Origin of the sequence: Micromonospora sp. CA-111912, assembly GCF_050948415.1 — a bacterium.
Lineage (GTDB): Bacteria > Actinomycetota > Actinomycetes > Mycobacteriales > Micromonosporaceae > Micromonospora.
Genome location: NZ_CP192007.1, coordinates 6,295,394 through 6,320,800 on the forward strand (window position 1 = coordinate 6,295,394; position 25,407 = coordinate 6,320,800).

Genomic DNA, 25,407 nt, shown 5'->3' on the forward strand with positions numbered 1-25,407 from the left:
GTCCCCGCGGCCCGGCGCGGAGCCCGAAGAGACCAACCCGTCACCCGACCGGCTCTGGCGCCTCCGTCCCCGATCCACGACGATGACCGGGAAACCCCGGATCCCTCCCCCGTACACGATTTGGGAGAAAAACCATGAGTCAACCGCGCTCGCGCGGTCGGGCGGTGCTGCGTAACCTCGCCGCGCCGGCCCTCGCACTGGCCGTCGTCGCCACCCTGCCGGCCGCCACGCGGCCCGCGCCGGCCCCGGCCGCCGACCCCTGGGCGGCTCTCGCCCCGGTCTCGGTCTCCTACGCCAAGCCGCTCGGCGGCGAGGTCAAGGGCAACTTCCTCAGCTACAACGACTTCCACGGCGCCATCGACCCGCCCGCGGGCAGCGGCGCCACCGTCAACGGCACCCCGGCCGGCGGCGTGGAGTTCCTCGCCACCTGGCTGAAGAAGCTCCGCGCCGAGGCGAAGGCCGAGGGGCGGACCAGCACCACCGTCGGCGCCGGCGACCTGGTCGGCGCCTCGCCGCTGGTCAGCGCCGCGTTCCACGACGAGCCGACGATCGAGCTGATGGACGAGATCGGCCTCCAGGTCAGCTCGGTCGGCAACCACGAGTTCGACGAGGGTGTCAACGAGCTGATCCGGCTCAACAAGGGCGGCTGCCACCCGGTCGACGGCTGCCAGGACGGCGACGGCTTCGCCGGCGCGAAGTTCACCTACCTCGCGGCCAACACGGTCAGCAAGAAGACCGGCCTGCCGATCCTGCCCCCGGTCGACATCAAGTTCGTCAACGGCGTGCCGGTCGGCTTCGTCGGGGTCACCCTGGAGGGCACCCCGGGCATCGTCAACCCCGCCGGCATCACCTCGGTCACGTTCAAGGACGAGGTGGAGACCGCCAACAAGTGGGGCGGGCTGCTCAAGCTCTTCGGCGTCAAGGCGATGGTGCTGCTGGTGCACGAGGGCGGCGCGCAGTCCCCGCCGCCGAGCACCCCGGGCGTCTCCGACTGCGCCAACTTCTCCGGCCCGATCGTGGACATCGTGCGCGGCCTGCGGCCGGAGTTCGGCCTGGTCGTCTCCGGCCACACCCACCGCTTCTACTCCTGCTCGCTGCCGAACTCGGCCGGCCAGCAGAGCGTGGTCACCAGCGCCGGCACCAACGGCCAGTTGATCACCGACGTGGACTACTCGCTGGACCGCCGCTCCGGCCGGTTCACCGGGATCTCCGCCCGCAACGTGGTCGTCGAGAACGGCGTCCGCAACGCCGACGGCACCTGGCAGCAGAGCGCCCCCGGCGTGTTCGCCCGCAACCCCGCGCTGGTCGACGCGCGCGCGAAGGCGCTGTCCGACAAGTACCGCACGGCGGTCGCCCCGATCGCCAACCGGGTGGTCGGGAGGATCAGCTCGGACATCGTCCGGGACGTCCGGCCCAACGGCGAGAGCCCGCTCGGCGACGTGATCGCCGACGCGCAGCTCGCGTACACGGCCGGCGACGGGGCGCAGATCGCCCTGATGAACCCGGGCGGCGTTCGGGCCTCCCTGTCGTACGGGGCGTCGGCCGGCGGCGAGGCACCGGGTGAGGTGACCTACGGCGAGGCGTTCAGCGTGCAGCCGTTCAACAACCTGGTGGTCACCCAGACGTTCACCGGGGCCCAGCTCAAGAACGTGCTGGAACAGCAGTTCCCGGGCTTCAACGGGCAGACCGCCCAGCGGATCCTCCAGGTCTCGGCCGGGCTGACCTACTCGTACGACAGCACCGCCCCGGCGGGCTCCCGGGTGAGCGCCCTGGCGCTGAACGGGACCCCGGTCGACCCGGCGGCCAGCTACCGGGTCACCACGAACGACTTCCTGGCCAACGGCGGCGACGGCTTCACCGAGCTGGCGGGCGGCGCCGGCCGTACCACCGCCCCAGGCTTCGACGTCGACGCCCTGGTGTCGTACGTGGGCGCGGGCGCCCCCGTGGCGCCTGGCCCCGCCGATCGGATCACCCGCCTCGGCTGAGGTACGCGCAGGGACCCCTTCTCCCCGCCTGACGCAGGCATGGAGAAGGGGTCCCCGCACCGCGGATCCCCGTGGACCCGGCGCGAATCCTTGCGGATCGGGTCGGCGGGTGGGCATACTCGACGACGTGTTCGGTCAGCGCTTCTACTTTTACTACGGCACCGGGAGTCCGGCAGCCGTGGGTCGCGCCTGATCAGATCAGACCTACGAAAAGCCCCGGGCTCTGGAGAGCCCGGGGCTTTTCCGTCCCGGGATCCGGGCACCGGGCCCGACGTCCGAGGGGTACGGCGATGATGGCAGACGTGGTGGAGCAGAGCGGCAGCGTGGCACAGTCCCGGCCGGACGACGAACACGAGGCCGGCGGGTCGGCCGGCGATGGCAGGGCGGAGCCCGCGTCGGCGGCCGGCGCGACACCCCGGACCGGGACCGACGACTCGGTGGCCGCGGCGCGGATCGTCGCCATCCGGGAGCGGATCGACGAGATCGACCGCACCCTGATCGAGCTGTGGCAGGAGCGGGCCGCCCTGTCCCAGGAGGTCGGGGCGACCCGGATGGCCTCCGGCGGCACCCGGCTCGTGCTCAGCCGGGAACGGGAGATCCTTGAGCGGTTCCGCCAAACCCTCGGTGCCGACGGCACCCAGCTCGCCCTGCTGCTGCTCCGCGCCGGCCGCGGCCCGCTGTAGCGGCCGTACCCCCGAGGCGCCCGCCCGCGACCACCGCCTGAATGGGCGGGACGAAAGACCGCCTGCCGGTGTCACTCGGACGCCGGCAGGCGGTCGGGGCGGAGGCGGTCAGCCCGGGAGGCTCAGGCCTCGTGGCTGGCGAGGATCTCGCGCTTCTCCGCGAAGTGGCAGGCGCTCGCGTGGTCCGAGCCGGAACGGATCTCCAGCAGCGGGACCTGCTCGGCGCAGACGTCCTGCGCCTTCCAGCACCGGGTGCGGAACCGGCAGCCCGAGGGCGGGCTGACCGGCGAGGGGACGTCACCGGTGAGCCGGATGATCGCCTTCTGGTCGCGCAGGGTCGGGTCCGGCACCGGCACCGCCGACAGCAGCGCCTGGGTGTACGGGTGGGTCGGCCGCTCGTAGATCTCGTCCTCGGTGCCGACCTCGACGATCTTGCCGAGGTACATCACGGCGACCCGGTCCGACAGGTGCCGGACCACTGACAGGTCGTGGGCGATGAAGACGTACGACAGGCCGAACTCGTTCTGGAGCTTCTCCAGCAGGTTCATCACCTGCGCCTGGATGGAGACGTCCAGGGCCGACACCGGCTCGTCGCAGACGATGATCTCCGGGCGCAGGGCGAGCGCCCGGGCGATGCCGATGCGCTGACGCTGGCCGCCGGAGAACTGGTGGGGGTACCGGTGGATGTGCTCCGGGTTCAACCCGACCAGGTCGAGAAGTTCCTTGACCTTCTGCCGCCGGCTGCCCTTCGGGGCCACCTCGGGGTGGATCTCGAACGGCTCACCGATCAGGTCGCCGACCGTCATCCGCGGGTTCAGCGAGGTGTACGGGTCCTGCATGACCAGCTGGATCTGCCGGCGAAGCCGGCGCAGCGCGCCACCGGACAGCTTGGAGATGTCCTGCCCCTTGTAGAGCACGCTGCCGGCGGTCGGCCGCTCCAGGTTCATCAGGACCCGGGCCAGCGTCGACTTGCCGCAGCCGGACTCGCCGACCAGGCCGAGCGTCTCGCCGGACTTCAGCTCGAACGAGACCCCGTCGACGGCCTTGACCTGACCGATGGTCTTCTTGAAGACGATGCCCTGGGTGACGGGGTAGTGCTTGACCAGGTCACGGACCTCGAGGATGTTCTCAGTCACGGTTAACCAGCTCCTCGGCGAAGTGGCAGGCGCTGGCCCGGTTGCTGCCGATCTGCAGCAGCGGCGGCACCTTCTCCCGGCAGACCGGCTGCGCCATGGGGCAGCGCGGGTTGAACGGGCAGCCCGGCGGGATGTTCATCAGGTTCGGCGGCAGGCCCTTGATGGTGCGGAGCTGCTGCCCCCGCTCGTCCATCCGCGGGATCGAGTCGATCAGGCCGATGGTGTACGGGTGCGCCGGCTTGCCGTACAGCTCGAAGACGTCGGCTTCCTCGACGATCCGCCCGGCGTACATGACGGCGATCCGGTCCGCGACGTCGGCGACCACGCCGAGGTCGTGGGTGATCAGGATCAGGCCCATCTGCCGCTCGCGCTGAAGCTCGGCGAGCAGGTCCATGATCTGGGCCTGCACGGTCACGTCGAGCGCGGTGGTCGGCTCGTCCGCGATCAGCACCTCCGGGTCGAGCGCCAGCGACATCGCGATCATCGCGCGCTGCCGCATGCCGCCGGAGAACTGGTGCGGATAGTTGCTGAACCGGCCCTTGGCGTTCGGGATCTTGACCTGGTCGAGCATCTCGATGGCACGCTTCTTGGCCTCGGCGCGGCCGAGGCCACGCCGGACCCGGAACTGCTCGGCGATCTGGAACCCGATGGTGAAGACCGGGTTCAGCGCGGAGAGCGCGTCCTGGAAGATCATCGCGATGCCCTCGCCGCGGATGCGGCGGCGCTGCTCGGGGGACATGGCGAGCATGTCCTTGCCGTGGAAGCGGACCTGGCCCCCGGTGACGAACCCGGGCGGCGTGTCGAGGATGCCCATGACGGCCTGAGCGGTGACGCTCTTGCCGGAGCCGGACTCGCCGAGCACGGCGAGGGTCTCCCCCGCGTCGACGTGGTAGGTGACCCCGTTGATGACCTTGGCGACGCCGTCCCGGGTGCGGAACTCCACCCGCAGGTCCTCGACCTCAAGGAGGCGGCCTGAGGGGCGGCCGGATCCGTCGGCGCCCGGCTGGAACTGCTCGGTCACGAGAATGTCGGACAACTCAATCTCCCCTAGCGCAGTTTCGGATCGAGGGCCTCGCGGACCGTCTCACCGAGCATCACGAAGCTGAGGACGGCGGTGACGAGGAACGCGGAGGGGAAGAAGAGCAGGAAGGGCGAGACCCGGATGTAGTTCTGCGCCTCGCTGATCATGATGCCCCACGAGACCACCGGGCTCTTCAGGCCGATGCCCAGGAAGGACAGCGTCGCCTCCGCGCCGATGAACGACCCGACCAGGATGGTGCCGTAGACCAGCAGCGGGGCCAGGCAGTTCGGCAGCAGGTGCTTGATGATGATCCGGCCGGTGCCGGCTCCCAGCGCCCGGGCCGCCACGATGTAGTCGGCCTCCCTGGTGGCCAGCACCGAGGAGCGCATCAGGCGCATCACGACCGGCCAGCTCAGCACGACCAGGGACATGATGACCAGACCCATGATGTACCACTCGTTGTTGCTCGACCCCGCCCCGTTGAAGGTGGTCAGGATGACGATCGCGCCGAGCACGAAAGGCAGGCCGAAGAAGATGTCGCCGAAGCGGGAGAGCAGGGAGTCCACCCAGCCGCCGCGGTAGCCCGCGATCATGCCGATCGTGCCGCCGATCAGCAGCGTGCCGATGGTGGAGACCAGGGCCACGATGATCGAGGCGCGGGCGCCGTAGATGACCCGGGCGAAGACGTCCCGGCCCTGCACGTCGTACCCGAACCAGGCGTCGCCCGACGGCTCGACCCGGCTGTTCGCCAGCGCGCCGTTGACCGCGTCGCCGTTGGTGAACAGCGACGGGAAGGCCGCCATCAGGATGAAGATCATGATGAACGTCGCCGAGATCCAGAACAGCGGCTTGCGGCGCAGGTCGCGCCAGGCGTCGCCGAGCAGGCCGCGGGGCTTCTCCCTGCGAACGTTCTCCGGCGGGTTGGCGCCGACGGGGGCGCCGGCCTCGGCCTCGGTGGCCGTGGTCGCCGACGGGGTCGAGACGATCGATGCGGTACTGGGGTCACTCATGCCGCCACCTCGCTCCGCTGGATGCCGGGACGGTGGTCACGGCACGCTGCGTTCAGAATTCGTTCGCCGCGCTGCTCACTCATAGCGGATCCTCGGGTCCAGGGCGGCGTAGAGCAGGTCCACCACTAGGTTCATCAGGAGGTAGACGAGCACGAGGACCACCACGATGGAGACAACGGTAGCGCTCTCCTTGGTGACGATCGCCCGGAGGACGGAGCGGCCGATGCCGTTGATGCTGAAGATGCCCTCGGTGACGATGGCACCGCCCATCAGCGCGCCGAGGTCGGTGCCGAGCAGGGTGACCACCGGGATCAGCGAGTTGCGCAACAGGTGCACGCCGACGACGCGGCGCATCGGCAGGCCCTTGGCGATCGCGGTCCGGACGTAGTCGGCCCGGCGGTTCTCCGCGATGCTCGTCCGCGCTACCCGGGCGACGTACGCCATGGACGCGCTGCCCAGGACGAAGCCCGGCATGATCAGCTCCGACAGCCGCATCTCGCTGGAGACGGTCGGGTTGACGATGCCCCACTTCACGCCGAGCAGCCACTGCAGGATGAAGCCGACGACGAACACCGGCAGCGCGATCAGGAACAGGGTGGAGACGAGGACCAGATTGTCGAGGAAGCCGTTGCGCCGCAGGCCGGTCAGGACACCGGCGGACAGGCCGATGACCGCCTCGATCGTCAGGGCCACCACCGCGAGCTTCAGCGTGTTCGGGTAGGCGGCGGCGATGATGTCGCCGACAGCGATGTTGTTGTATGTGACGCCGAAGTCCCCCTGGAACAGGTTCTTCATGTAGGTGGCGTACTGCACCCAGATCGACTCGTCGAGCTGGTACTTCTCGGTCATGAAGTTGATGTACGTATCCGGACACCGGCGGTCGCCGCACTTGCCGGCGAACGGGTCGCCCGGCACGGACCAGACGAGCCAGTAGATCAGGAAAGTCGTACCGATGAAGACCGGGACGAGTTGCAGTAGCCGTCTCAACAAATAACGGCCCATGGGGTGGTCCTCCTGACAGGGGGCGCGTCGGGCGAGGGGGCCGACACGGATGGCGTCAACGTGGCGAGGGCTGTTGTACACCCCTCGCGAGACGGCCCCGGGCCGGACCCACCGGTAGGTGAGCCCGACCCGGGGTCAGACCGAACGGATCAGAGCTCGACCGAGGTGATGTCGAGCTCGCCGACGTTGGTCAGCTCCATCTTCTTGATCTTGTCCGAGCGGCCGGACTGCTGGCCCGAGAAGTAGACCGGGATCGACGGGGCGTCAGCGTCGATCAGTTTGACGGCCTCGGCGAACTTGGCGTGCGAGGCGTCCAGGCTCGGCGCGGCGCTGGCCTCCTTGGCCAGGGCGTCGACCTGCTTGTTGCTGTACAGGCCGTCGTTCGAGGAGCCGCCGGTCACGTAGAGCGGGTTGACCCAGTTCTCGACGTCCGGGTAGTCCTGCTGCCAACCGGCGCGGTACGGGCCCTTCATCTTGTGGGCGTTGATGTTCTGCCGGAAAACCGCGAAGGTCGGCACGCCCTCGGCGCGGGCGTTGATGCCGAGGTTGGTCTTGACCTGCTGCGCGACGGCCTCCATCCACTCCTTGTGGCTGGCGTCCGCGTTGTAGTAGAAGACCATCTCGCCGCTGAAGCCACCGGCCTCGGTGAGGAGCTTCTTGGCCTCGTCAACGTTGAACTGGCAGGCGGTGCAGTTGCCCGGCGCCGCACCCGGGGCCAACGGGTTGGCCCAGCTGTCGGCCGGCTTGCGGTTGCCGAAGAAGATCTTGTCGGTGACCTCCTGCCGGTTGATCGACAGGGAGACGGCGCGACGCAGCTTCGGGTCGGCGAAGCGCTTGTCGTAGATCGGGAAGGCGATGATGCCGGTGACCGGGGCAACCGACGAGATGGCCCGCTCGCCAAGGTCGGTCTTCCACTTGTCACCCGCGAGGGAGGAGACCGGAACCTGCTGCTGGAAGTCGATGTTGTTGGAGACCAGCTCGCTGTAGACGGCGTCGTCGTTCTGCGAGAGCTTGACGTTGACGTCCTTGATCTTCATCTTGTCGCGCAGCTGGTAGTCCTCGAACCGCGTGAGCTTGATGAGGACGTTGTTCTCCCACGACACGAACTTGACCGGGCCGTTGCCGATCGGCTTCTTGCCGAAGTCCTCCGCGGTGCCCGCGAAGAACGCGTCCGGCAGCGGCATGAAGGTGCTGTAGCCGAGCTTGGTCGGGAACACGGCGGTCGGCGCGGCGAGGGTGACCTCGAAGTTCCAGTCGTCGACGACCTTCAGGCCGGACATGACCTTGGCCTTCGGCTCCGGGGCCTTCTGCGGGCCGTCCGCGCCGTCGGGGTCGGCGGTGTTGACCTCGTCGAAGCCCTGGATGTCCGCGAAGAAGCTGGAGTTCTGCGCGCCGTTCGGCGAGTGGGCGCCCCAGTTCCAGGCGTCCACGAAGTTCTTGGCCTTGACGGCGGTGCCGTCGTGGAACTTCGTGTCCTGCTTGATCTTGATCTTGTAGACCTTCGAGTCGGTCGTCTCGATCGACTCGGCGAGGGCGTTCCGCGGGGCGCCACCGTCATTGGGGTACTCGACCAGACCGGTCCACAACCAGTCGATGAGCTTGCCACCGTTGGTCTCGGTGGTGTTCGACGGGACCAGCGGGTTCTCCGGCTCGCCACCGTCGATCGTGATAACACCGTCCGCGCTATTGCCGGCGTCGCCGCCGTCGTCGCTGCTGGAGCAGCCGGACACGACGAGCGCGAAAGCCGCACCCAACGCGATCGCGCCACTCGCCCGCTTCGAGACTCTCATTCCGAGGGGCCTCCTCTTTCTAGCCTGGTTCCGTCGTGAGTTCTCACGCACGTATTGGGGTGACACCGCCGGCGACCGCAACCGCTCACCGCCGGTTTAACGCAGAAAAATCGGGACACCCCTGATGCACCGATCCGCCGGGCCACCACACCGCACCGGGCTCGGCTCCGCGCAGGGCCGGGCGGCCACGAACCGTGACTGCTCAGCGGCTTCCGTGGTCGCGGGACCATGCGTGGGTGCCTCACGCCGGGGGTGAGGTGCTGCAACTGTGACACCTACCGGCCCGTTACGTGAAGGTGCCGTTATCAAGCCGTTAGTTGGTCGCAGCGTTGCCGATACTTGAGAAAAGATCATGATTCGACCCGACAGCATCGCCCTGACCAGGGAAAACGTGGTCGACTCTCCTCGCCCAGGTCGGCGCGTAGGCTCGGCTCTGTGAGCTTCCCCGCCTCCGCCCCGGCGCTCGCCGGCATCCACCGTGCGCTGGCCGTATTTGCCCATCCGGACGATGTCGACTTCGGCTGTGCGGGCACCATAGCCGGCTGGGTGGACGAGGGGACGGGAGCGGCCTACCTCATTGTCACCCAGGGTGACGCCGGCGGATTCGTCGACGGCACCCTCGCCCCGACGACCGCGCTGCGCCGGGACATCACCGCGGCCCCGGCCGGCGTCAGACGAGGCGGCGGTCCGCCGCCCAGCGGGACAGCTCGTACCGGTTGGACATCTGGAGCTTGCGCAGCACGTTCGACACGTGCGTCTCGACCGTCTTGATCGAGATGTAGAGCTCCTTGGCGATCTCCTTGTACGCGTACCCCCGGGCGAGCAACCGGAGCACCTCGCGCTCCCGGTTGGTGAGCAGGTCCAGCTCCGGGTCGGCCACCGGGGCGTCCGGTCGGGCGGCGAAGGCGTCCAGCACGAACCCGGCCAGCCGAGGGCTGAACACGGCGTCCCCGTCGGCCACCCGGCGCACCGCCGCGGCCAGATCGTCCGGGGAGATGGTCTTGGTGACGTAACCCCGGGCGCCGGCCCGGATGAGGCCGATCACGTCCTCCGCCGCGTCGGAGACGCTCAGCGCCAGGAACCGCACCTGCGGGTGGGTCCGGCGCATCGCCTCCAGCACCGCCCGGCCGCCGCCGTCGGGCATGTGCACGTCCAGCAGCACGACGTCGGGACCGGTTGCGGCGATCCGCGCGACCGCCTCGGCCACCGTGCTGGCCTCGCCCACCACCTCGACATGGGCGCCCAACTCGGCGCGGACCCCCGCGCGGAACATGGCGTGGTCGTCGACGAGGAAGACGCGCAGCCGCTCGGGGCGGCCCTGTGCCCCCTCGACCGGCCCGTGCTCGGCCATGGTCATTTCTCCCTCTCCGTCGTGGACTGGTCGCGGGAGATCGGCAGGATCAACCGGACCTCGGTCCCCTCACCCGGCTCGGAGCGGATCTCCGCCCGGCCGCCGTGCCGCCTCATCCGTCCGATGATCGACCCCCGGACCCCGTGCCGGTGGTCTCCCACGGTATCCGGGTCGAAGCCCTTGCCCCGGTCCCGGACGAAGGCGCTCACCTGGTCCGGCTCCACCTCCGCGTACAGCGAGACGGTCCGCACCCCGGCGTGCCGGGCCGCGTTCACCAGCGCCTCCCGGGCCGCCGCGACCAGCGCGCCGATCCGCTCGTCGGTGTCCCGGTCGCCCACCACCACCGCTTCCACGGTGATCGCGAAGGTGTCCTCGACCTCGGCCGCGGCCTGCTCCAGGGCCGCCGCGAACCGTTCCGTGGGCGAGGCGGCCGGCTTGTAGAGCCAGTTGCGCAGCGAACGCTCCTGGCCACGCGCCAGCCGCTGCACGGTCGTCACGTCGGCGGCGTTGCGCTGGATCAGCGCGAGGGTGTGCAGCACCTGGTCGTGCACCATGGCGGCCAGCTCCGCCCGTTCCTGCTCACGGATGCGCCCCTCGCGCTCCGAGCGGAGCTGGTTGTACGTCCGCCAGAGCACCGGTGCCGCCACCACCCCCACGCCGGCCAGCCCGACCAGCGCGAAGATGACGCCGTTGAGCACCGCGTCGAAGTTCTGCACCGGCGAGTAGACCGCCACGACGCCGATGATGCCCACCGCGACCAGCACCCCGCCGCCGATGAACCGCAGCACGAAGGCCCGCCGGTCGCTCTCCTCCACCACCGCGCCCAGCCAGGGCACCGGCATCGACTCGCCCCACTGCCTGCGGCGCTCCGGCGCGGCCTGGTGCCAGATCACCCCAGCGCCGACCGCGATGATCGCGACCAGCCAGCCGGCGGTGCCCGCCGCGCCGACCGAGTCGAAGACCATCACCTGCACCAGCAGCACCCCGAGCCCGATCGCCACGAACGGCAGCAACTGCCCGATGTCCCGCCGGGGCGGGACGGCGGTGTCACCCGGCCGAAGCGGGACGACCGCCCAGAAGGCGGCATAGAGCAGCATCCCGAGCCCGCTGAGGCCGAGCAGCACCGTGAAGGCGATCCGTACCCGCACCACCGAGATGCCCAGGTGGTCGGCGATGCCGGCGGCGACACCGGCGGCCATCCGGTGCTCGGGCACCCGGTAGAGCCGGGGCGGCTGGATCACGGTGCTGATCGGATACTCCCTGTTCAGGTGCGACGAGGCGGACGCCGGACCGGCGTGCCCTTTCGATCGTCACACGCGGGGACCCCAACGGACCACGGGGACGCCCCCGACATCCCGGCCGCCCGGATCTCAGGGTGGGGTCAGGGTCGGGTCCTGAGGCCACCCGGCCGGTCGGGGCAGCAGGATCGAGGCATGACCGAGGAAGCTGCCCCGCCGCCCCGTCCCGGGGCGGCATGGCCGGACGGGCCGCCACCGGCGGATCCGGCGCCCACCACGCCCACCAGCTGGACCGCACCGACCGTCTTCGGTCCGGCGAGACCCGCCGGGCCGGGGCCGGGTGCGACCGGCTCCCCCGCGACACCGGGTGCCGCCGCGACCGGAACCCCGGCGGGACCGGGCACTCCCGGCGCCGCCGACCCGAGGGCGTCCGCGCCGGGCGGCTGGCCGCCGCCGACCGCCGGGGGCGACCCGGCCTGGTCGCCGCCGGCCGGGGAGACCCCCGGGCCCCACGGCCCGGGACCGGGCGGCCCGCCACCACCACCCCCCGGGGGGTACGCGGCACCGCCCCCGCCGCCCGAGGGCGCCGGCTTCACCTCCCGGTACGGGCTGGTCCGGCCCCGCGAGGGCCGCTACCTGGCCGGCGTCTGCGCGGCGATCGGCCGGGCCACCAACACCGACCCGGTGCTGTGGCGGGTGCTGCTGGCCGTGCTCGGCTTCTTCGGCGGCATCGGCATCCTGGTGTACGTCACGGCCTGGCTGATCATCCCGGGCGAGGGCGACAGCGCCTCCCCGGTCGAGTCGATGCTGGGCCGGGGCCGGTCCAGCATGTCCCCGCTCACCGTGATCGTGCTGAGCATCCTGGTGGCGGTGAGCTTCGGGTACATCGTCACCGACGCGTTCCGGGCGGTGCTGCTGGGCGCGGCCATCCTGGTCGGCGGCGCGCTGCTGCTCAACCGCGAGCGCGGGACGTTCGGCCGGGGCGGCCCGGCCGACCTGGGTCCGGTGCCCGGCGCGCCGGCCGCCACCCCGCCGGGCCCGGTGCCGCCGGTCGCGTGGCCCGCGCCCGGCCTCTTCACCCCGCCCGCCGGCCCTGGGCTGCCGCCGGTCGGGCCGGTGGTCGCCGGTCAGCCCTCCTGGGCGCCGTTCGCCGGGCAGCGGTCCGGGACGTCGGCGCCCGAGCAGCCCGCCGCCGCTTGGCCGGCCGCCCCGGCCAGGCCGACCGTCGGGCTCCCCGCCTGGCCGCCGGCAGGCACGTCGACCGGCGCCCTCCCCCCGGTCGGCGTGCCCGCGACGGGTTACCCGCCGATCGCCCCGCCCCAGCCGCCGGCCGGCTACCGGCCGCCGTTCGCCCCGCACGGCCCGTACGCCAGGGGCCCGCAGCCGGCTCCCCCACCGCCCCGCCCGGTCAAGCCCCCGAAGCAGCCCCGGGAACGCTCCCCGCTGGGCGCCGTGACCTTCTCGCTGGTCTTCCTGGCGCTCGGGGTGGTCGCCGTGCTCGACCTGCTGGACGTGATCCACGTGGGCGCGTCGGCGTACTTCGCGGCGGCCCTGGCGACGGTCGGGCTCGGCCTGCTCGTCGGCGCCTGGTTCGGCCGCGCCCGCTGGCTGATCGCCCTCGGGCTGGTCACTGCGGCGGCGCTCGGCATCGCGACCGTCGCCGAGTCCTACGACCGGATCCGGGGCATCGACGGGAACGTCACCTGGGCCCCCACCGACCGTCGTGACCTGGCCGACCGGTACGAGAACAACTTCGGCGACGCCGTGCTCGACCTGCGTGGGATCGACTTCGACAAGCAGGACACCCAGATCACCGTCGCGATCAAATTCGGGACGGCGACCGTGGTGGTGCCGGCGAACGTCGACGTCACGACGATCGCCGAGGTCAACGCCGGGGACGCCAAGGTCTTCGGCAAACGCTCCGGTGGGCTGGACGGCCGGCTCCGGGAGAGCACCGACCTCGGCGCGGACGGCGCCGGGGGCGGGAAGCTGCGCCTGTACGTCCACATCAACGCCGGCAACCTGGAGGTGACCCGGTGAAGGCCCACCGCACCGATGTCGTGTCGCTGGGCTTCGGCCTGGTCTTCGTCGCCCTGGCCGGGTGGTGGCTGCTCGCCCAGCTACTCGGCCTGGACCTCCCGCCGGTCGGCTGGTTCCTGGCCGGCGGGCTGATCCTGATCGGCGCGCTGGGCCTGGTCGGCGCGCTGCGCTCCGGCCGGGGCGACCGGCGCGACGCTAAACGGCCGGCACCGGCGGACGCCGTGGACGTGGGCTCCGGCGACCAGCGCGACGCCGAACGGCCCGCACCGGCGGACGCCGTGGACGCCGGCTTCGGCGACCGGCCGGGCTCCGAACGGCCGTTCACCGAGGCCGGGTCGCCCTCGGCCGACGAGTGGCCCACCGCGGCGGTCACCGACGAATGGCCGGGGGCGGTCGAGGACCGGCCGGTCAGCGACGGCGGGCCGGCCCGCTGGTCGCCGGCGGACCCGCTGGACGCCGACCCCGCCGGCGGGCCACCGCCCGGCCCGGCCGCCGAGCGGGTCACCGAGCCGCTGCCCCGGCTGACGGCCGATCCGACCGTCGTGGGGCCGACGGCCGACCCGGACGACCCGGCCGCACCGGACGCGTCGCGCCGCGGGTCGCAGCGGGCGGACGGCTGACCACGACGGTGCGGTCGCCCGCGCCGGGCGCATATGCTGGCCGGTGGAGAGCTCGCCTCCGCCGGCCGGCACGGGCCGCGCCCACGGCCGCTTCGACAGGTCGCCGGCCCGTTCTGCGGCCGACCCGACCGGGTCGCCGTGGGGGTCCCGCCGCGATTCCGTCTCTACCCCGTCAGGAGCCCGTCCGACATGACCCAGTCCCCCGCCGTGCGAACCTCCGGCCAGCCTGGTCCGGTCCGCATCGGCGAGCGCGCCGCCCGTACCCTCGTCACCGAGCTCGCCCGGCGCAACGACCCGAAGGGCGCCCTGCTGGTCGGCGCGACCCCGAAGTCCGCGGTGCTGGCCGCGGCGATCGACGCCCTGTTGCCCGGCGACTCCCTCACCGTGGTGCCGTCCGCGACGGCCACGCCCGCCGCGTTGCGCGAGCACGTGACGGCCCAGGGCCGTTGGGTCGCCGACCGGGTTCGGGTGGCCGACACCCTCGCCGAGGCCGACACCGCCGAGGTGGTGATCGCCGCCGAGCCGCTCACCGGCACCGCCGAGGAGGCCCGCTCGACCATCGACGGCCTGACCAAGTACCTCGCCGACGGCGCGGTGCTCAGCCTCGCCGCGCCCGCAGCCCCGGGGCGCACCGCCGGCGCCGCCGCCGAGATCGAGCGGCAGGGCGCGCTGCACGGTGTCGGGGCGGACCTGGTGCTGCGCAACTCCCCGCCGGTACGGGTGCACCGGCTCCGCTTCACCCCGGCCGGCACGGCCGTCGCCGCCCGGCTCGCCCCGGCCCACCGGCCGTCCAGCGTCCCGATGACCCGGAGCATGCACATCGACTCCAACGGCGTGGCTGCGGCCGGGATCGCCCTCGGGCTCGCCGCGCTGACCCGGGTCGTCCGGCCGAAGTCGAAGCTGTGGCTGCTGCCGGCGCTGGCCGCCGTCCCGGTGGCCGCGTTCTTCCGGGACCCGGAGCGGGACGTCCCCGAGGACCCGTCGGCCGTCGTCGCGGCCGCCGACGGGCAGGTGCTCTCGGTGCAGCGGCTGCACGACGAGCGCTTCGGCGACGGCGAGTGGCTGCGGGTCGCGGTCTTCCTCTCGGTGCTGGACGTGCACGTCAACCGGTCCCCGGTGGCCGGCAAGGTGGTCGACTACTTCGTCGCCGACGGCGGCTTCGTCAACGCGATGAAGCCGGACGCCGAGCACAACGTGGCGGCGTACACGGTGCTGGACACCGAGCACGGCACGGTGGTCGTCGCGCAGCGCACCGGGCTGATCGCCCGGCGGATCGTGCAGCGCGCGCCGATCGGGTCGCTGCTGGCCAGGGGCGAGCGGTTCGGCCTGATCCGGTTCGGCTCGCGGACCGACATCTACCTGCCGGCCGACGCGGCCGACCCGCTCGTCGGGCCGGGCGACAAGGTCATCGGCGGGTCCACGGTCATCGCCCGCTGGCGCTGACCGCGAGGACGACGAAAGGGGCGCCGCGGACAGCGGCGCCCCTTTCGGGTAGATCGTCGGTCAGGCGGTGCGGCGCTGGTGCAGCCAGAGCAGCGGGCCGCTGACCAGGTAGCCCATCACGACCAGGGCGAAGGTCAGCCGGACGTCGACGAGCCCGCCGATCACCGGGGCCAGCCAGAGCCACGGTGGCAGCTTGACCAGCCGGGCCAGCTTCGCGTAGGGGAAACTGGAGACCATCGCGACGGCCAACAGCGCGACCCCCGCGATCTGCACCAGGCCGGGCAGCGGCAGCCCGATGGCGACGGTCAGGGCGAGCACGGCTGCGGCCATCGTCGTCGGCACGCCGCAGAAGAAGCGGCCGTCCTTCGGCGAGACGTTGAACCGGGCGAGCCGGATCGCCGCGCAGGCGGCGACGAGCGCTGCGGCCACCGCGGCGGCGGCGGGCGGGGCCTCGCCGGCCAGCGATGCGTAGACCACCACCGGGGCGGCGAGGCCGAACGAGCACATGTCGGCCAGCGAGTCCATCTGGGCGCCGAACGGGCTGGCCACCCCGAACTTGCGGGCGAGCGCGCCGTCGAGCCCGTCGAACACGACGCAGGCGATGAGGAGGAGCGCGGCGATGCGCACCTCACCCTGCATGGCCAGGAAGATGGCGTTGATCCCGAGCACCAGGCTGGCCAGGGTGCAGGCGTTGACCAGCGCGAACTTGGCCCGGCGGGCCGCCGTCCGGTCGCCCGGCAGCAGCGGGATCGACATCGACGCTTCGTCGTCGACCGGGGCGCTGGGGGCGAGGGCCGGGCTCACCGGCACGATCGCCTGGACCTCGGTGCGCTCGTACCGGTCGAGGCCGTACCGGCGACGCTGCCGGTCGAGGTAGCGGTGCTCGGGCGAGGCCAGGTCGGTGCCCGCGGCGGCGACGCCGTCGCGGCGACCCACCCGGACGAGCAGCACCTGGCGGGCGAACGTGCTGCTGCGGCGCAACGGGCCCGCCCAGCGACGCCCTGCGGGGCGCGGACTGTCAGTCGTACGACGCCGGCGCCATGGGGCTCTCGGCACGTTTCCTCCATCACCGGATCGACTGGCCGCCACGGGGGCGGGCGTCCGGCTGTCTCGTGCCGGACCGCTTCTGGCCCGGCAGCCGTTCAAGCGGAGTACACCATTGCACAGGGGAGTGGGGCTTGGCGATAGCTGCCGGCGGTACTTGCATCTCGGTCAAACCGCGCGAAACGCCTTGTTATTCCTGTCTCGGGCTTCATCGCCCGTTCCTCCATCAACCCTGCTTCACAGACTACCGGAGCCGGTCGATGACGGCTGAGCGGGCGGGCGCTATACGACGTGATGTCCGGTTGCCAGGGCCGCGACCTCGGTCATGGGCAGCCCTTCGAGCCGGTCGGGTGGGAACCAGGCCGCCGCGGCCGTCGATCCCCCGGCCAGCTCGGTGACCCGCGCCTCGGTCGGATTCTCGACCTGCACCCGGTAGACCACCCGCACCCCGTGCCAGTCCAGGGGCCGACCCTCCGGCCCCAGCGCGGCGGGATTGTGCAGGTTGTGCACCATCAGCAGCTCCATTACCCGGCCGAGCTGCCCGGCCTCCTCGACCAACTCGCGGAGCAGCCCGCCGGCCGGCTGCTCGCCATGGTCGGTGCCGCCGCCGGGCAGGTGCCACCGCCCGGCGCCCGGGTATCCGTCCGCGATCATGGTGAGCAGCACCCGGCCGGCCGGGTCGGTGACCAGGCCGTACGCCGCGAAGCGCTGGCGTCGGTCGGCCGCCGGCGGCGGGTACGGCGCGCGCGGCGCGGCACCGGGCGCGGGCCGCCGCAGCGGGGTGACCGGCAGGCCGAGCGCCTCGGCGGTGAACGGCATCAGCGGCAGCCCGGCCGCCTCCTCGATGCTCGACCAGCGCACCAGGTCGGAGGTGCCGTCGGCCTCGTCCCGGAGCGCACCGCCGCTCACCTGGACGGCGAAGACGATCCGGTCGGTGTGCAGCTCGATGCCCGCGCCGGGTAGCGGTGTGACGTCCGCGACAGCGGCGAGCAGACCGGTCACCTCGACGGCGAGCCCGGTCTCCTCGGCGAACTCCCGCAGCGCGCCGGCCTCGGGGTGTTCCCCGTGCTCCAGGCCACCCCCGGGGAGCTGCCACACCCCCGGGTATTCGGCCCGGTCGGACCCCCGCACGAGCAGCACCCGCCCGGTCCGGTCCCGACAGACCCCGTACGCCCCGACCCGCCGCCGCTGCTCCATGCGCCCTCCCCGTCCGCCCCGGATCGCGTACCCGGTCGATCATGAAGCTATCGCCTACCGCGAGGGCGGGTCGCGGCGACAACCCGACGAGTGACCGGCCCGGGCGGGCGCGGCCAGGCGGCTGACCTCCGTCAGCGGGCGCGCAGCAGACGGACCGGGCCCGTGCGGGCGGGGACGGGCGGAGGGGACGCTCAGGTGAGCCGGGCGGCCTGGACCGCCTCGGCCGTGACCTCGGTGAGCCGGTCGGTGGGCAGGGCGCCGAGCTCCTCGCGGGCGAACCAGCGGGCCTCGCAGGTGGAGCCGCCGACATCGGTCACGGTGGGCGGGGCGGGCTGGTCGACCGCCACCCGGTAGAAGGCGCGTACGCCGTGCCAGTCGATCGGGTAGCCCTCGGGGCCGAGCGAGGCCGCGTCGCGGTGGCTGGCCACGCCGAGCAGCTCGACGAGGCGGCCCCGCTGGCCGGTCTCCTCGACCAGTTCCCGGATCAGCGCCGCGCCCGGCTGCTCGCCGTAGTCGGTGCCGCCGCCGGGCAGGTGCCAACAGCCGGCGCCCGGGTACCCGTCGGAGACCCGGGTGAGCAGCACCCGACCCTCGGGATCGGTCGCCACCGCGTACGCGGCGAAGCGCTGGGCCCGGTGCAGCCCGTCCGGGCCCGGGACCGCGTAGAAGGAGGGGAACTCCGGCGGCTCGTCGGGCACCACGTCGGCCGAGGAGGCGGGCAGGCCGAGGGCGCGCGCGGTGAACGCGCGTAGCGGCAGCTCGCGGGCCTCGGTGCGGGTGAACCAGCGGGCCAGGTCGGTGGGGCGGTCGACCCGGTCGGTGAGCGTGCCGCCCCGCACCGAGACCTGGTAGATGAGCCGGTCGGTGTGGATGGTGATGCCCCGCTCGGGCAGGGCCCGCATGTCCGCGAGCACGTCGTCCAGCCCGGCGACGGCGACCGAGAGCCCGGTCTCGGCGGCGGTCTCCCGGACGACGGTGTGGTTCGGGTCCTCCCCGTGGTCGACCGCCCCGCCGGGGAGGGACCACGTTCCAGGGGTGCCGGAGCGCTGCGATGCGCGGACCAGCAACAATCGGCCGACTGAATCAGCACAAACTGCGTATGCCGCGATCCTGCGGAGCGGCTCCAGCATGGTGGTCACGGGGGGGAATTCTCCTCGGCCGGCGTTACCTGGATCGAAAAGAGTCAGATTCCTGACTAATGACTGGATCATCAGGGATCGGTCAGGGTAGCGATCCGGGCCCTCACCGAGGTCGCCACGCCGCCCGGCGCGGACCGTGGGGACATGACCTCGACACCGCCGCACCAGGCCCCGTACAAGCAGCTCCGCCGCCCCACCACCGACCGGATGGTGGCCGGGGTGGCCAGCGGCGTCGGCCGCTACTTCGCCGTCGACCCCACCCTCGTCCGGGTGGCGTTCGCCGTCGCGACCGTGCTCACCGGCGGGCTCGCCGCGCTGGCGTACCCGATCATGTGGTTCCTGATGCCGGAGGAGCCGGCCGGCGCCCCGGCCTGGCCGCACCCGGCGGGCCCCGCGACGCCCGGCCCGTCGCCCACCCCGGGGTACGGCCCGCAGCCGACCTGGCCGCCGGCCCCGGCGACCGCGCCCGGGGCGGGCGGGGCACCGGACGGGCCGGTGCCGCCGACGGCCGGCTGAGCCGGCGTCACTCCCACTCGATGGTGCCCGGCGGCTTGCTGGTGACGTCCAGGACCACCCGGTTCACCTCGGCCACCTCGTTGGTGATCCGGGTGGAGATCCTGGCGACCACCTCGTAGGGCAGCCGGGACCAGTCGGCGGTCATCGCGTCCTCGCTGGAGACCGGGCGCAGCACCACGGGATGCCCGTAGGTGCGCCCGTCGCCCTGCACGCCGACGCTGCGCACGTCGGCCAGCAGCACCACCGGGAACTGCCAGACGCCCCGGTCCAGGCCGGCCGCGGTCAACTCCTCGCGGGCGATCAGGTCGGCCTGGCGCAGCAGGTCGAGCCGCTCCCGGTCGACCGCGCCGATGATCCGGATGGCCAGCCCGGGACCCGGGAACGGGTGCCGCCAGACCATCGCCTCGGGCAGGCCCAGCTCCAGGCCGAGCGCCCGGACCTCGTCCTTGAACAGCGTGCGCAGCGGCTCGACCAGGGCGAACTTCAGGTCCTCCGGGAGGCCGCCGACGTTGTGGTGGCTCTTGATGTTGGCGGTGCCGGTGCCGCCGCCGGACTCCACCACGTCCGGGTAGAGGGTGCCCTGGACCAGGAACTCGACGTCGCCGTGCGAGGCGATCTCCCGGGCGGCAGCCTCGAAGACCCGGATGAACTCCCGGCCGATGATCTTCCGCTTCTGCTCCGGGTCGATCACCCCGGCAAGCGCGCCGAGGAACCGGTCCTGCGCGTCGACCACCTTGAGTTTGATGCCGATGGCGGCGACGTAGTCCTTCTCCACCTGCTCGGCCTCACCGGCCCGCAGCAGGCCGTGGTCGACGAAGACGCAGGTGAGCTGGTCGCCGACGGCCTTGTGCACCAGCGCGGCGGCGACCGCCGAGTCCACCCCGCCGGACAGGCCGCAGATGACCTCCTTGTCGCCCACCTGCGCGCGGATCCGGGCGACCTGCTCGTCGATGATGTTCGCGGAGGTCCAGGTGGGCTCGATGCCGGCGATGTCGTACAGGAACCGGGTGAGCATCTCCTGGCCGTGCGCGGTGTGCCCGACCTCCGGGTGGAACTGCACCCCGGCCCGGCGGCCGGCCAGGTCCTCGAACGCGGCGACCGGTGCCCCCTCCGACTCGGCGGTGACCGTGAAGCCGGCCGGGGCCTCGGTGACGCAGTCGCCGTGGCTCATCCACACCGGCAGGTCGGCCGGCAGGTCGCGGAGCAACACACCGGGTTCGAGGAGGCGGGGGCGCAGCGGGGTGCCGCCGTACTCCCGGTTGCCGGTGCGTGCCACGGTGCCGCCGAGCGCCTGGGCCATCGCCTGGAAGCCGTAGCAGATGCCGAACACCGGGACGCCGGCATCGAACATCCCGGCGTCGATCTGCGGGGCGTCGGGGGCGTAGACGCTGGCCGGGCCGCCGGACAGGATGATCGCGGCCGGGTTCTTCGCCAGCATCTCGGCCACCGGCATCGAGTGCGGCACGATCTCCGAATAGACCCGCGCCTCACGCACCCGGCGCGCGATGAGCTGGGCGTACTGGGCTCCGAAGTCCACGACGAGGACGGGACGAGGCGTGCTCATGTGCAGGAAGCCTACCGACAGTCACCCCCGCTCCGGTGCGCGGGCGGCCCTTCCCGCGCGGATGTTCCGGCGACAGGGGAGCCATTCCCCGCCGGGGGCGTCGAGAAGGTGTCCTTCCGCTCACGCCCGCAGGGCGCCGGGGGCGTCCGCCGGGACCGCCGGGTGGGCCGGCGGCACCGGGTCGAGACGCCGGTACGGCTCCCCGAGCGGCGGGCGCGGATCGGCCTCGCCCTTGTTGGGCCAGAGGGACATCGCCCGTTCCGCCTGGGCCGTGATGGTCAGCGAGGGGTTCACCCCGAGGTTCGCCGAGACGGCCGCGCCGTCCACCACGTGCAGCCCGGGATGGCCGTGCACCCGGTGGTACGGGTCGATCACCCCGTCGGCCGGGGTGACGCCGATCACCGCCCCGCCGAGGATGTGCGCGGTCATCGGGATGTTGAACGGCTCGGTGAGCGCCCCGCCGGGCGTGCCGCCGATCTCCTCGGCGAGCAGCCGGGCGGCGGCGTTGCCGGCCGGGATCCAGGTCGGGCTGGGCTCGCCGTGGCCCGCGACGGCGGCCAGCCGCCGGCCGAACAGGCCGCGCCGCCAGCGGGTGGTCAGCGAGTTGTCGGCTGACTGCATGACCAGCGCGATGACGGTCCGCTCCGACCAGTTGCGGACGGTGAGCATCCGGGCGGCGGTCCCGGGCTGCCGCAGCAGGGTGGCCACCCAGCGCCGGGCCCGGTGCGGGCCGCCGTCGACCAGCAGCGACTGGAGCAGCCCCATCGCGTTCGAGCCGCGCCCGTAGCGGACCGGCTCGATGTGGGTCTGCGGGTCGGGGTGGAACGAGCTGGTGATCGCCACCCCCTCGGTGAAGTCCAGCCCCTCGGCGCGGGCCCGCGCGGGGGGCACCGACGCGCCGAGGATCGCCTCGGAGTTCGTCCGGGTCAGCTCGCCGAGGCGGGGCGACAGGGCGGGCAGCGCCCCGGTGGCCTTCATCTCGTGCAGCAGCCGCTGGGTGCCAAGCGACCCGGCGGCGAGGACCACCTGGTCGGCGTGGAACACCTGACGACGCTTGTGCAGCCAGGCCCCGGTGCGGACGGTCTCCACCCGGTAGCCGCCGCCGTCGGCCGGGCGGACGGCGGTGACCGTGGTCAGCGGGTGCACCCGCGCGCCGAGCCGTTCGGCCAGCCACAGGTAGTTCTTGACCAGGGTGTTCTTCGCCCCGTGCCGGCAGCCGGTCATGCACGCCCCGCAGTGCGTGCAGCCGGTGCGCTCCGGGCCGGCCCCGCCGAAGTACGGGTCGGCGACCCGCTCCCCCGGCCGGCCGATGTGCACCCCGACGGGGGTGGAGTGGTAGGTGTGGCCCACGCCCATCCGGTCGGCCACCGCCCGCATCGCCCGGTCCGCCGGGGTCTGCACCGGGTACGTGGTGACGCCGAGCATCCGCTTCGCCTGGTCGTAGTGGCGGGCCAGCTCGGCACGCCAGTCGGTGACGTCCCGCCACTGCGGGTCGGCGTAGAACGCGTCGAGCGGCTCGTAGAGGGTGTTCGCGTAGACCAGCGAACCGCCGCCCACCCCTGCCCCGGACAGCACCAGCACCCCGCCGCCGGCCCCGCGCCCGGCGGACCGGAGCAGGGTGATCCGTTGCAGCCCGTAGCAGCCGAGGCGCGGGGCCCAGAGGAACCGGCGCAGCCGCCACGAGGTCTCCGGGAACTCGTCGTCGGCGAAGCGCCGCCCGGCCTCCAGCACGCCGACCGAGTAGCCCTTCTCGGCCAGCCGGAGCGCGGTGACGCTGCCGCCGAAGCCGGACCCGATGACGAGCACGTCGTACCGCATGGACGCATCATTACCGACGGGTAGCTATCGCGCCAGCGCCCGTTTTCGCGGCATCATGCACCCCGCCGCCGGCGATCCGTCGCTCAGCGGCCGCAACCCGGCGACTCGGTCGGAGCGTTGTACGAACGGGGGTGTGACATGGCCGGACAGGCGGGAACCGGACGCCGGCGGTGGCGGGTGGTGCTGGCGGTCCTCGCGGCCCTGGTCCTGGTGGCGGGCGGCGCGACGGTGGCCGTCCGGCTGGTCGCGGACCGGCAGCCCGAGCGCGGGGCGGGTCGGGTCACCGCCGCGCCCACGCCGTCGGAGGCCACGCCGAGCCCCACCCCACCGCCGGGGGCCGACGTGACCGGGCCGTTGAACCTGCTCATGGTCGGTGTGGACACCCGGGTCAGCGTGCCCGGCTGGGAGCCGCACGGCGACGCCGTGCTGGTGGCGCACGTGACGAAGGAGCTGGACCGGGCGTACGTCTTCTCGCTCCCCCGCGACCTGCTGGTCGACATACCCGCCTTCCCGAAGGCCGGGTACAAGGGCGGAAAGACCAAGCTCACCCACGCGATGAGCTACGGCAGCCGGGTGCCCGGCAAGCCGAAGGAGCCGAGCGCCGCCCAGGGGTACGAGCTGCTGCGCAGCACCGTCAGCGGGTACACCGGGTTGCGCCTCGACGCCGGGGCGGTGGTCACCTTCCAGGGCTTCGAGAAGCTGGTGAACGCGGTCGGCGGCATCGACGTCTACATCGACCAGCGCACCGTCTCGCTGCACCGGCGGCCCGACGGTCGGCACCGCGAGCCGGCGCCGGGCGGCGGCGGCTACGTCGGCCCGCAGATGGTCTACGAGAAGGGCGAACGGCACCTGAACGGCTGGCAGGCGCTGGACTACTCCCGGCAGCGCTACGGCCTGGACGGCGGGGACTACGCCCGGCAGCGCCACCAGCAGCAGCTGATCCGGGCGCTGGTCCGCAAGATCCAGGGCGAGGACCTGGCCCGGCAGCCCGACCGGGTCGAGCAGGTCGTCGGCGCGCTCGGCGACACCCTGATCTACGCGGGCGGGCCGAGGATCGTCGACCTCGCGTACGCCCTCGGCGGGCTGCCCGCCGACCGGGTCGTCCTGGTCAGCCTGCCCGGCGAGGGAGTGGGCAAGGGCAGCGCCTACCGCGGCGAGCAGCTCAAGCCGGTCGGCCGGAAGTTCCTCACCGAGCTGAAGGCGGGCCGCGCCGAGCAGTACCTGGCCGCCCACCCCGAGCTGGTGGTGAAGAAGTGACCGGCGCCGGGACGGCCGGTGCAGCAGGAAGCCGAGCGGGCGACCCGGGTCAGCGGGCCGTGGGTCGCGCCGGCCGCTCCGTTCCGTAGAGCCACGCGTCGAAGAGCGCGTCGAGCTGCTTGCCGGAGACCTGCTCGGCGAGGGCGACGAACTCCGCGGTGGTGGCGTTGCCGTCGCGCTTGTCCGCCGCCCAGGTCTTCAGCAGCGCGAAGAACGCCCGGTCGCCGACGGCGACGCGCAGCGCGTGCACGGTCATCCCCCCGCGCTGGTACACCGACTCGCTGAACAGGTTCGCCGCCCCCGGCTTCCCCGGCGGGGTCCGCCAGACCTGACCGGACGCGCCGAGGTACGCCGCGTCGAACGACTGCCGCGCCGTCCGCCCGCCGCGGTGGTCCTCCCACAGCCACTCCGCGTACGTGGCGAGCCCCTCGTTGAGCCAGATGTCCTGCCACCTGGCCAGCGCCACACTGTTGCCGAACCACTGGTGGGCCAGCTCGTGCGCGACCACCCCGGTGTTCTCGCCCCCGCGGAAGAAGCTGGCCGAGTAGACCGGCCGGCTCTGCGTCTCCAGCGCGTACCCGATGCCCGGCTCCGAGACGACCACCCCGCCGTACGCGCCGAACGGGTACGGCCCGAAGACGCCCTCCAGATAGTCGGCCACCTCGACGGTGCGGGCGATCGACGCGTCCGCGGCCCCCTTCGGCAGCTTCGTGGTGACCGCGCTGAACACCGGCCGGCCCTTGTGCTCGGCGCGGGTCACCCGGAACTCGCCGATCGCCAGGGTGCTCAGGTAGCTGGCCATGGGCGAGCGCTCCGCCCACTTCCAGGTGGTCCAGCCGGCCCGGGTGGTCTTCCCCAGCGGCACCCCGTTGCTGACCGCGGTCAGCCCGTCCGGCACGGTGATCTCGAAGTCGTACGTGGCCTTGTCCAGGGGGTGGTCGTTGACCGGGTACCAGGTGCTCGCCGACTCGGGCTGGCCGAGGGCCACCGCGCCGTCGGAGGTGGCCCGGAACCCGCCCTCGCCGAGGGCCTCGTTGCGCAGCAGCTTCGGCTCGCCGTCGTAGCCGATCTCGGCGGTGAAGCCGTTGCCCGAGGTCAGCCCGACGGTGGGGGTGATCACCAGCTCGTCGCCGGTGCGGGCGTGCCGGGCGGGGACGCCGTCCACGGTCACCTTCCGCACGGTCAGCCCGGCGAGGTCCAGGTTGAACGAGGACAGGTCGGCGGTGGCCGTGGCCTGCACGACGGTGGTGCCGGTCAGCCGGTCCTTCGCCGGGTCGTAGCGGACCCGCACGGTGTACCGGGTCACGTCGTACCCGGCGTTGCCGTACCCGGGGAAGTAGTCGTCGCCCACCCCGGCCGCGCCGGGCCTGAACTGCCGGGCCGAGGTCGCCGACGCGGCTGCCTCCGGCGCGGACGGCTCGGTCGGCGTCGAGGAGCAGCCGGCCAGCCCGAGCGCAACGGCCAGCAGCAGCCCGGTGCCGGGGCGCAGGCCCCGCAGGGTCAGGGTCATCACGTCGTCCCTCCCGGCGGAGGTCCCCGGACCGCCCGACCCC

Annotated in this window: 20 protein-coding genes and 1 pseudogene; 8 read left to right on the top strand and 13 right to left on the bottom strand. The window is 72.7% G+C overall.

Features of this window, described 5'->3' with window-relative positions; genetic code table 11:
* The first annotated feature begins 134 nt into the window (after positions 1 to 134).
* Positions 135 to 1,985, top strand: a complete 1,851-nt coding sequence (locus tag ACQPZO_RS26490; protein WP_433344645.1) for a bifunctional metallophosphatase/5'-nucleotidase — start codon at positions 135 to 137, stop codon at positions 1,983 to 1,985.
* 290 nt (positions 1,986 to 2,275) lie between these two features.
* Positions 2,276 to 2,668, top strand: a complete 393-nt coding sequence (locus ACQPZO_RS26495; RefSeq protein WP_433344646.1) for a chorismate mutase — start codon at positions 2,276 to 2,278, stop codon at positions 2,666 to 2,668.
* A 122-nt stretch (positions 2,669 to 2,790) separates the two neighbouring features.
* Here ACQPZO_RS26495 and ACQPZO_RS26500 read toward each other — a convergent pair whose 3' ends face one another.
* From ACQPZO_RS26500 to ACQPZO_RS26520, 5 genes are all read right to left on the bottom strand, one after another.
* The gene (locus ACQPZO_RS26500) at positions 2,791 to 3,804 is read right to left on the bottom strand and encodes an ABC transporter ATP-binding protein (RefSeq protein ID WP_433344647.1); all 1,014 of its coding nucleotides are present in this window, start codon (positions 3,802 to 3,804) and stop codon (positions 2,791 to 2,793) included.
* Positions 3,797 to 4,825, bottom strand: coding sequence for an ABC transporter ATP-binding protein (locus tag ACQPZO_RS26505; RefSeq protein WP_433351274.1), 1,029 nt, complete (start codon positions 4,823 to 4,825; stop codon positions 3,797 to 3,799). The genes ACQPZO_RS26500 and ACQPZO_RS26505 overlap by 8 nt, the downstream gene beginning before the upstream one ends.
* 26 nt (positions 4,826 to 4,851) lie before the next feature.
* A complete protein-coding gene (locus tag ACQPZO_RS26510; RefSeq protein WP_433344648.1) occupies positions 4,852 to 5,835 on the bottom strand; it encodes an ABC transporter permease in 984 nt (327 codons plus the stop codon).
* Between the two features lie 75 nt (positions 5,836 to 5,910).
* On the bottom strand, positions 5,911 to 6,837 hold the full coding sequence (locus ACQPZO_RS26515; RefSeq protein WP_433344649.1) for an ABC transporter permease: 927 nt from the start codon (positions 6,835 to 6,837) through the stop codon (positions 5,911 to 5,913).
* A gap of 149 nt (positions 6,838 to 6,986) precedes the next feature.
* The gene (locus ACQPZO_RS26520) at positions 6,987 to 8,627 is read right to left on the bottom strand and encodes a peptide ABC transporter substrate-binding protein (RefSeq protein WP_433344650.1); all 1,641 of its coding nucleotides are present in this window, start codon (positions 8,625 to 8,627) and stop codon (positions 6,987 to 6,989) included.
* A 435-nt stretch (positions 8,628 to 9,062) separates the two neighbouring features.
* Here ACQPZO_RS26520 and ACQPZO_RS26525 point away from each other — a divergent pair, with 435 nt between their 5' ends.
* Positions 9,063 to 9,398, top strand: coding sequence for a PIG-L deacetylase family protein (locus tag ACQPZO_RS26525; RefSeq protein ID WP_433344651.1), 336 nt, complete (start codon positions 9,063 to 9,065; stop codon positions 9,396 to 9,398).
* On the opposite strand, the gene ACQPZO_RS26530 is transcribed toward ACQPZO_RS26525, so the two are convergent.
* A complete protein-coding gene (locus ACQPZO_RS26530) occupies positions 9,298 to 9,978 on the bottom strand; it encodes a response regulator transcription factor (protein WP_350882108.1) in 681 nt (226 codons plus the stop codon). The two genes, ACQPZO_RS26525 and ACQPZO_RS26530, sit on opposite strands and share 101 nt — an antisense overlap.
* 2 nt (positions 9,979 to 9,980) lie before the next feature.
* Positions 9,981 to 11,177 carry a PspC domain-containing protein gene (locus ACQPZO_RS26535; protein WP_433351276.1) on the bottom strand — a complete coding sequence of 399 codons (1,197 nt, stop codon included), beginning with the start codon at positions 11,175 to 11,177 and terminating at the stop codon, positions 9,981 to 9,983.
* A gap of 234 nt (positions 11,178 to 11,411) precedes the next feature.
* On the opposite strand from ACQPZO_RS26535, the gene ACQPZO_RS26540 reads away from it, so the two are divergent.
* The 3 genes and pseudogenes from ACQPZO_RS26540 (at position 11,412) to ACQPZO_RS26550 (ending at position 15,319) form a co-directional block, all read left to right on the top strand.
* On the top strand, positions 11,412 to 13,256 hold the full coding sequence (locus ACQPZO_RS26540) for a PspC domain-containing protein (protein WP_433344652.1): 1,845 nt from the start codon (positions 11,412 to 11,414) through the stop codon (positions 13,254 to 13,256).
* A pseudogene (locus ACQPZO_RS26545) lies at positions 13,253 to 13,531 on the top strand (hypothetical protein); the annotation flags it as partial. The gene ACQPZO_RS26540 and the pseudogene ACQPZO_RS26545, both read left to right, overlap by 4 nt.
* Positions 13,532 to 14,065: 534 nt before the next feature.
* Entirely contained in the window at positions 14,066 to 15,319 is a 1,254-nt protein-coding gene (locus tag ACQPZO_RS26550) for a phosphatidylserine decarboxylase (protein ID WP_433344653.1), read from the top strand.
* 60 nt (positions 15,320 to 15,379) lie between these two features.
* Here the strand turns inward: ACQPZO_RS26550 and ACQPZO_RS26555 are convergent, their stop codons facing one another.
* The 3 genes from ACQPZO_RS26555 to ACQPZO_RS26565 form a co-directional block, all read right to left on the bottom strand.
* Positions 15,380 to 16,300, bottom strand: a complete 921-nt coding sequence (locus tag ACQPZO_RS26555; protein WP_433344654.1) for a CDP-alcohol phosphatidyltransferase family protein — start codon at positions 16,298 to 16,300, stop codon at positions 15,380 to 15,382.
* A 345-nt stretch (positions 16,301 to 16,645) separates the two neighbouring features.
* Complete coding sequence (locus tag ACQPZO_RS26560) at positions 16,646 to 17,560, bottom strand: NUDIX hydrolase (protein WP_433344655.1); 915 nt, start codon at positions 17,558 to 17,560, stop codon at positions 16,646 to 16,648.
* 191 nt (positions 17,561 to 17,751) lie between these two features.
* Positions 17,752 to 18,699, bottom strand: a complete 948-nt coding sequence (locus ACQPZO_RS26565) for an NUDIX domain-containing protein (RefSeq protein ID WP_433344656.1) — start codon at positions 18,697 to 18,699, stop codon at positions 17,752 to 17,754.
* Positions 18,700 to 18,843: 144 nt separating this feature from the next.
* Between ACQPZO_RS26565 and ACQPZO_RS26570 the strand changes: the two genes are divergently transcribed.
* A complete protein-coding gene (locus ACQPZO_RS26570) occupies positions 18,844 to 19,215 on the top strand; it encodes a PspC domain-containing protein (protein WP_350881819.1) in 372 nt (123 codons plus the stop codon).
* Positions 19,216 to 19,222: 7 nt separating this feature from the next.
* Here ACQPZO_RS26570 and guaA read toward each other — a convergent pair whose 3' ends face one another.
* Both guaA and ACQPZO_RS26580 read right to left on the bottom strand, forming a co-directional pair.
* Entirely contained in the window at positions 19,223 to 20,779 is a 1,557-nt protein-coding gene (gene guaA / locus ACQPZO_RS26575; RefSeq protein ID WP_433344657.1) for a glutamine-hydrolyzing GMP synthase, read from the bottom strand.
* Positions 20,780 to 20,899: 120 nt separating this feature from the next.
* On the bottom strand, positions 20,900 to 22,597 hold the full coding sequence (locus ACQPZO_RS26580; protein WP_433344658.1) for an FAD-dependent oxidoreductase: 1,698 nt from the start codon (positions 22,595 to 22,597) through the stop codon (positions 20,900 to 20,902).
* Positions 22,598 to 22,735: 138 nt separating this feature from the next.
* Here ACQPZO_RS26580 and ACQPZO_RS26585 point away from each other — a divergent pair, with 138 nt between their 5' ends.
* Entirely contained in the window at positions 22,736 to 23,854 is a 1,119-nt protein-coding gene (locus ACQPZO_RS26585; protein ID WP_433344659.1) for an LCP family protein, read from the top strand.
* Between the two features lie 49 nt (positions 23,855 to 23,903).
* Here the strand turns inward: ACQPZO_RS26585 and ACQPZO_RS26590 are convergent, their stop codons facing one another.
* The gene (locus ACQPZO_RS26590; RefSeq protein WP_433344660.1) at positions 23,904 to 25,364 is read right to left on the bottom strand and encodes a M1 family metallopeptidase; all 1,461 of its coding nucleotides are present in this window, start codon (positions 25,362 to 25,364) and stop codon (positions 23,904 to 23,906) included.
* Positions 25,365 to 25,407 lie beyond the last annotated feature (43 nt).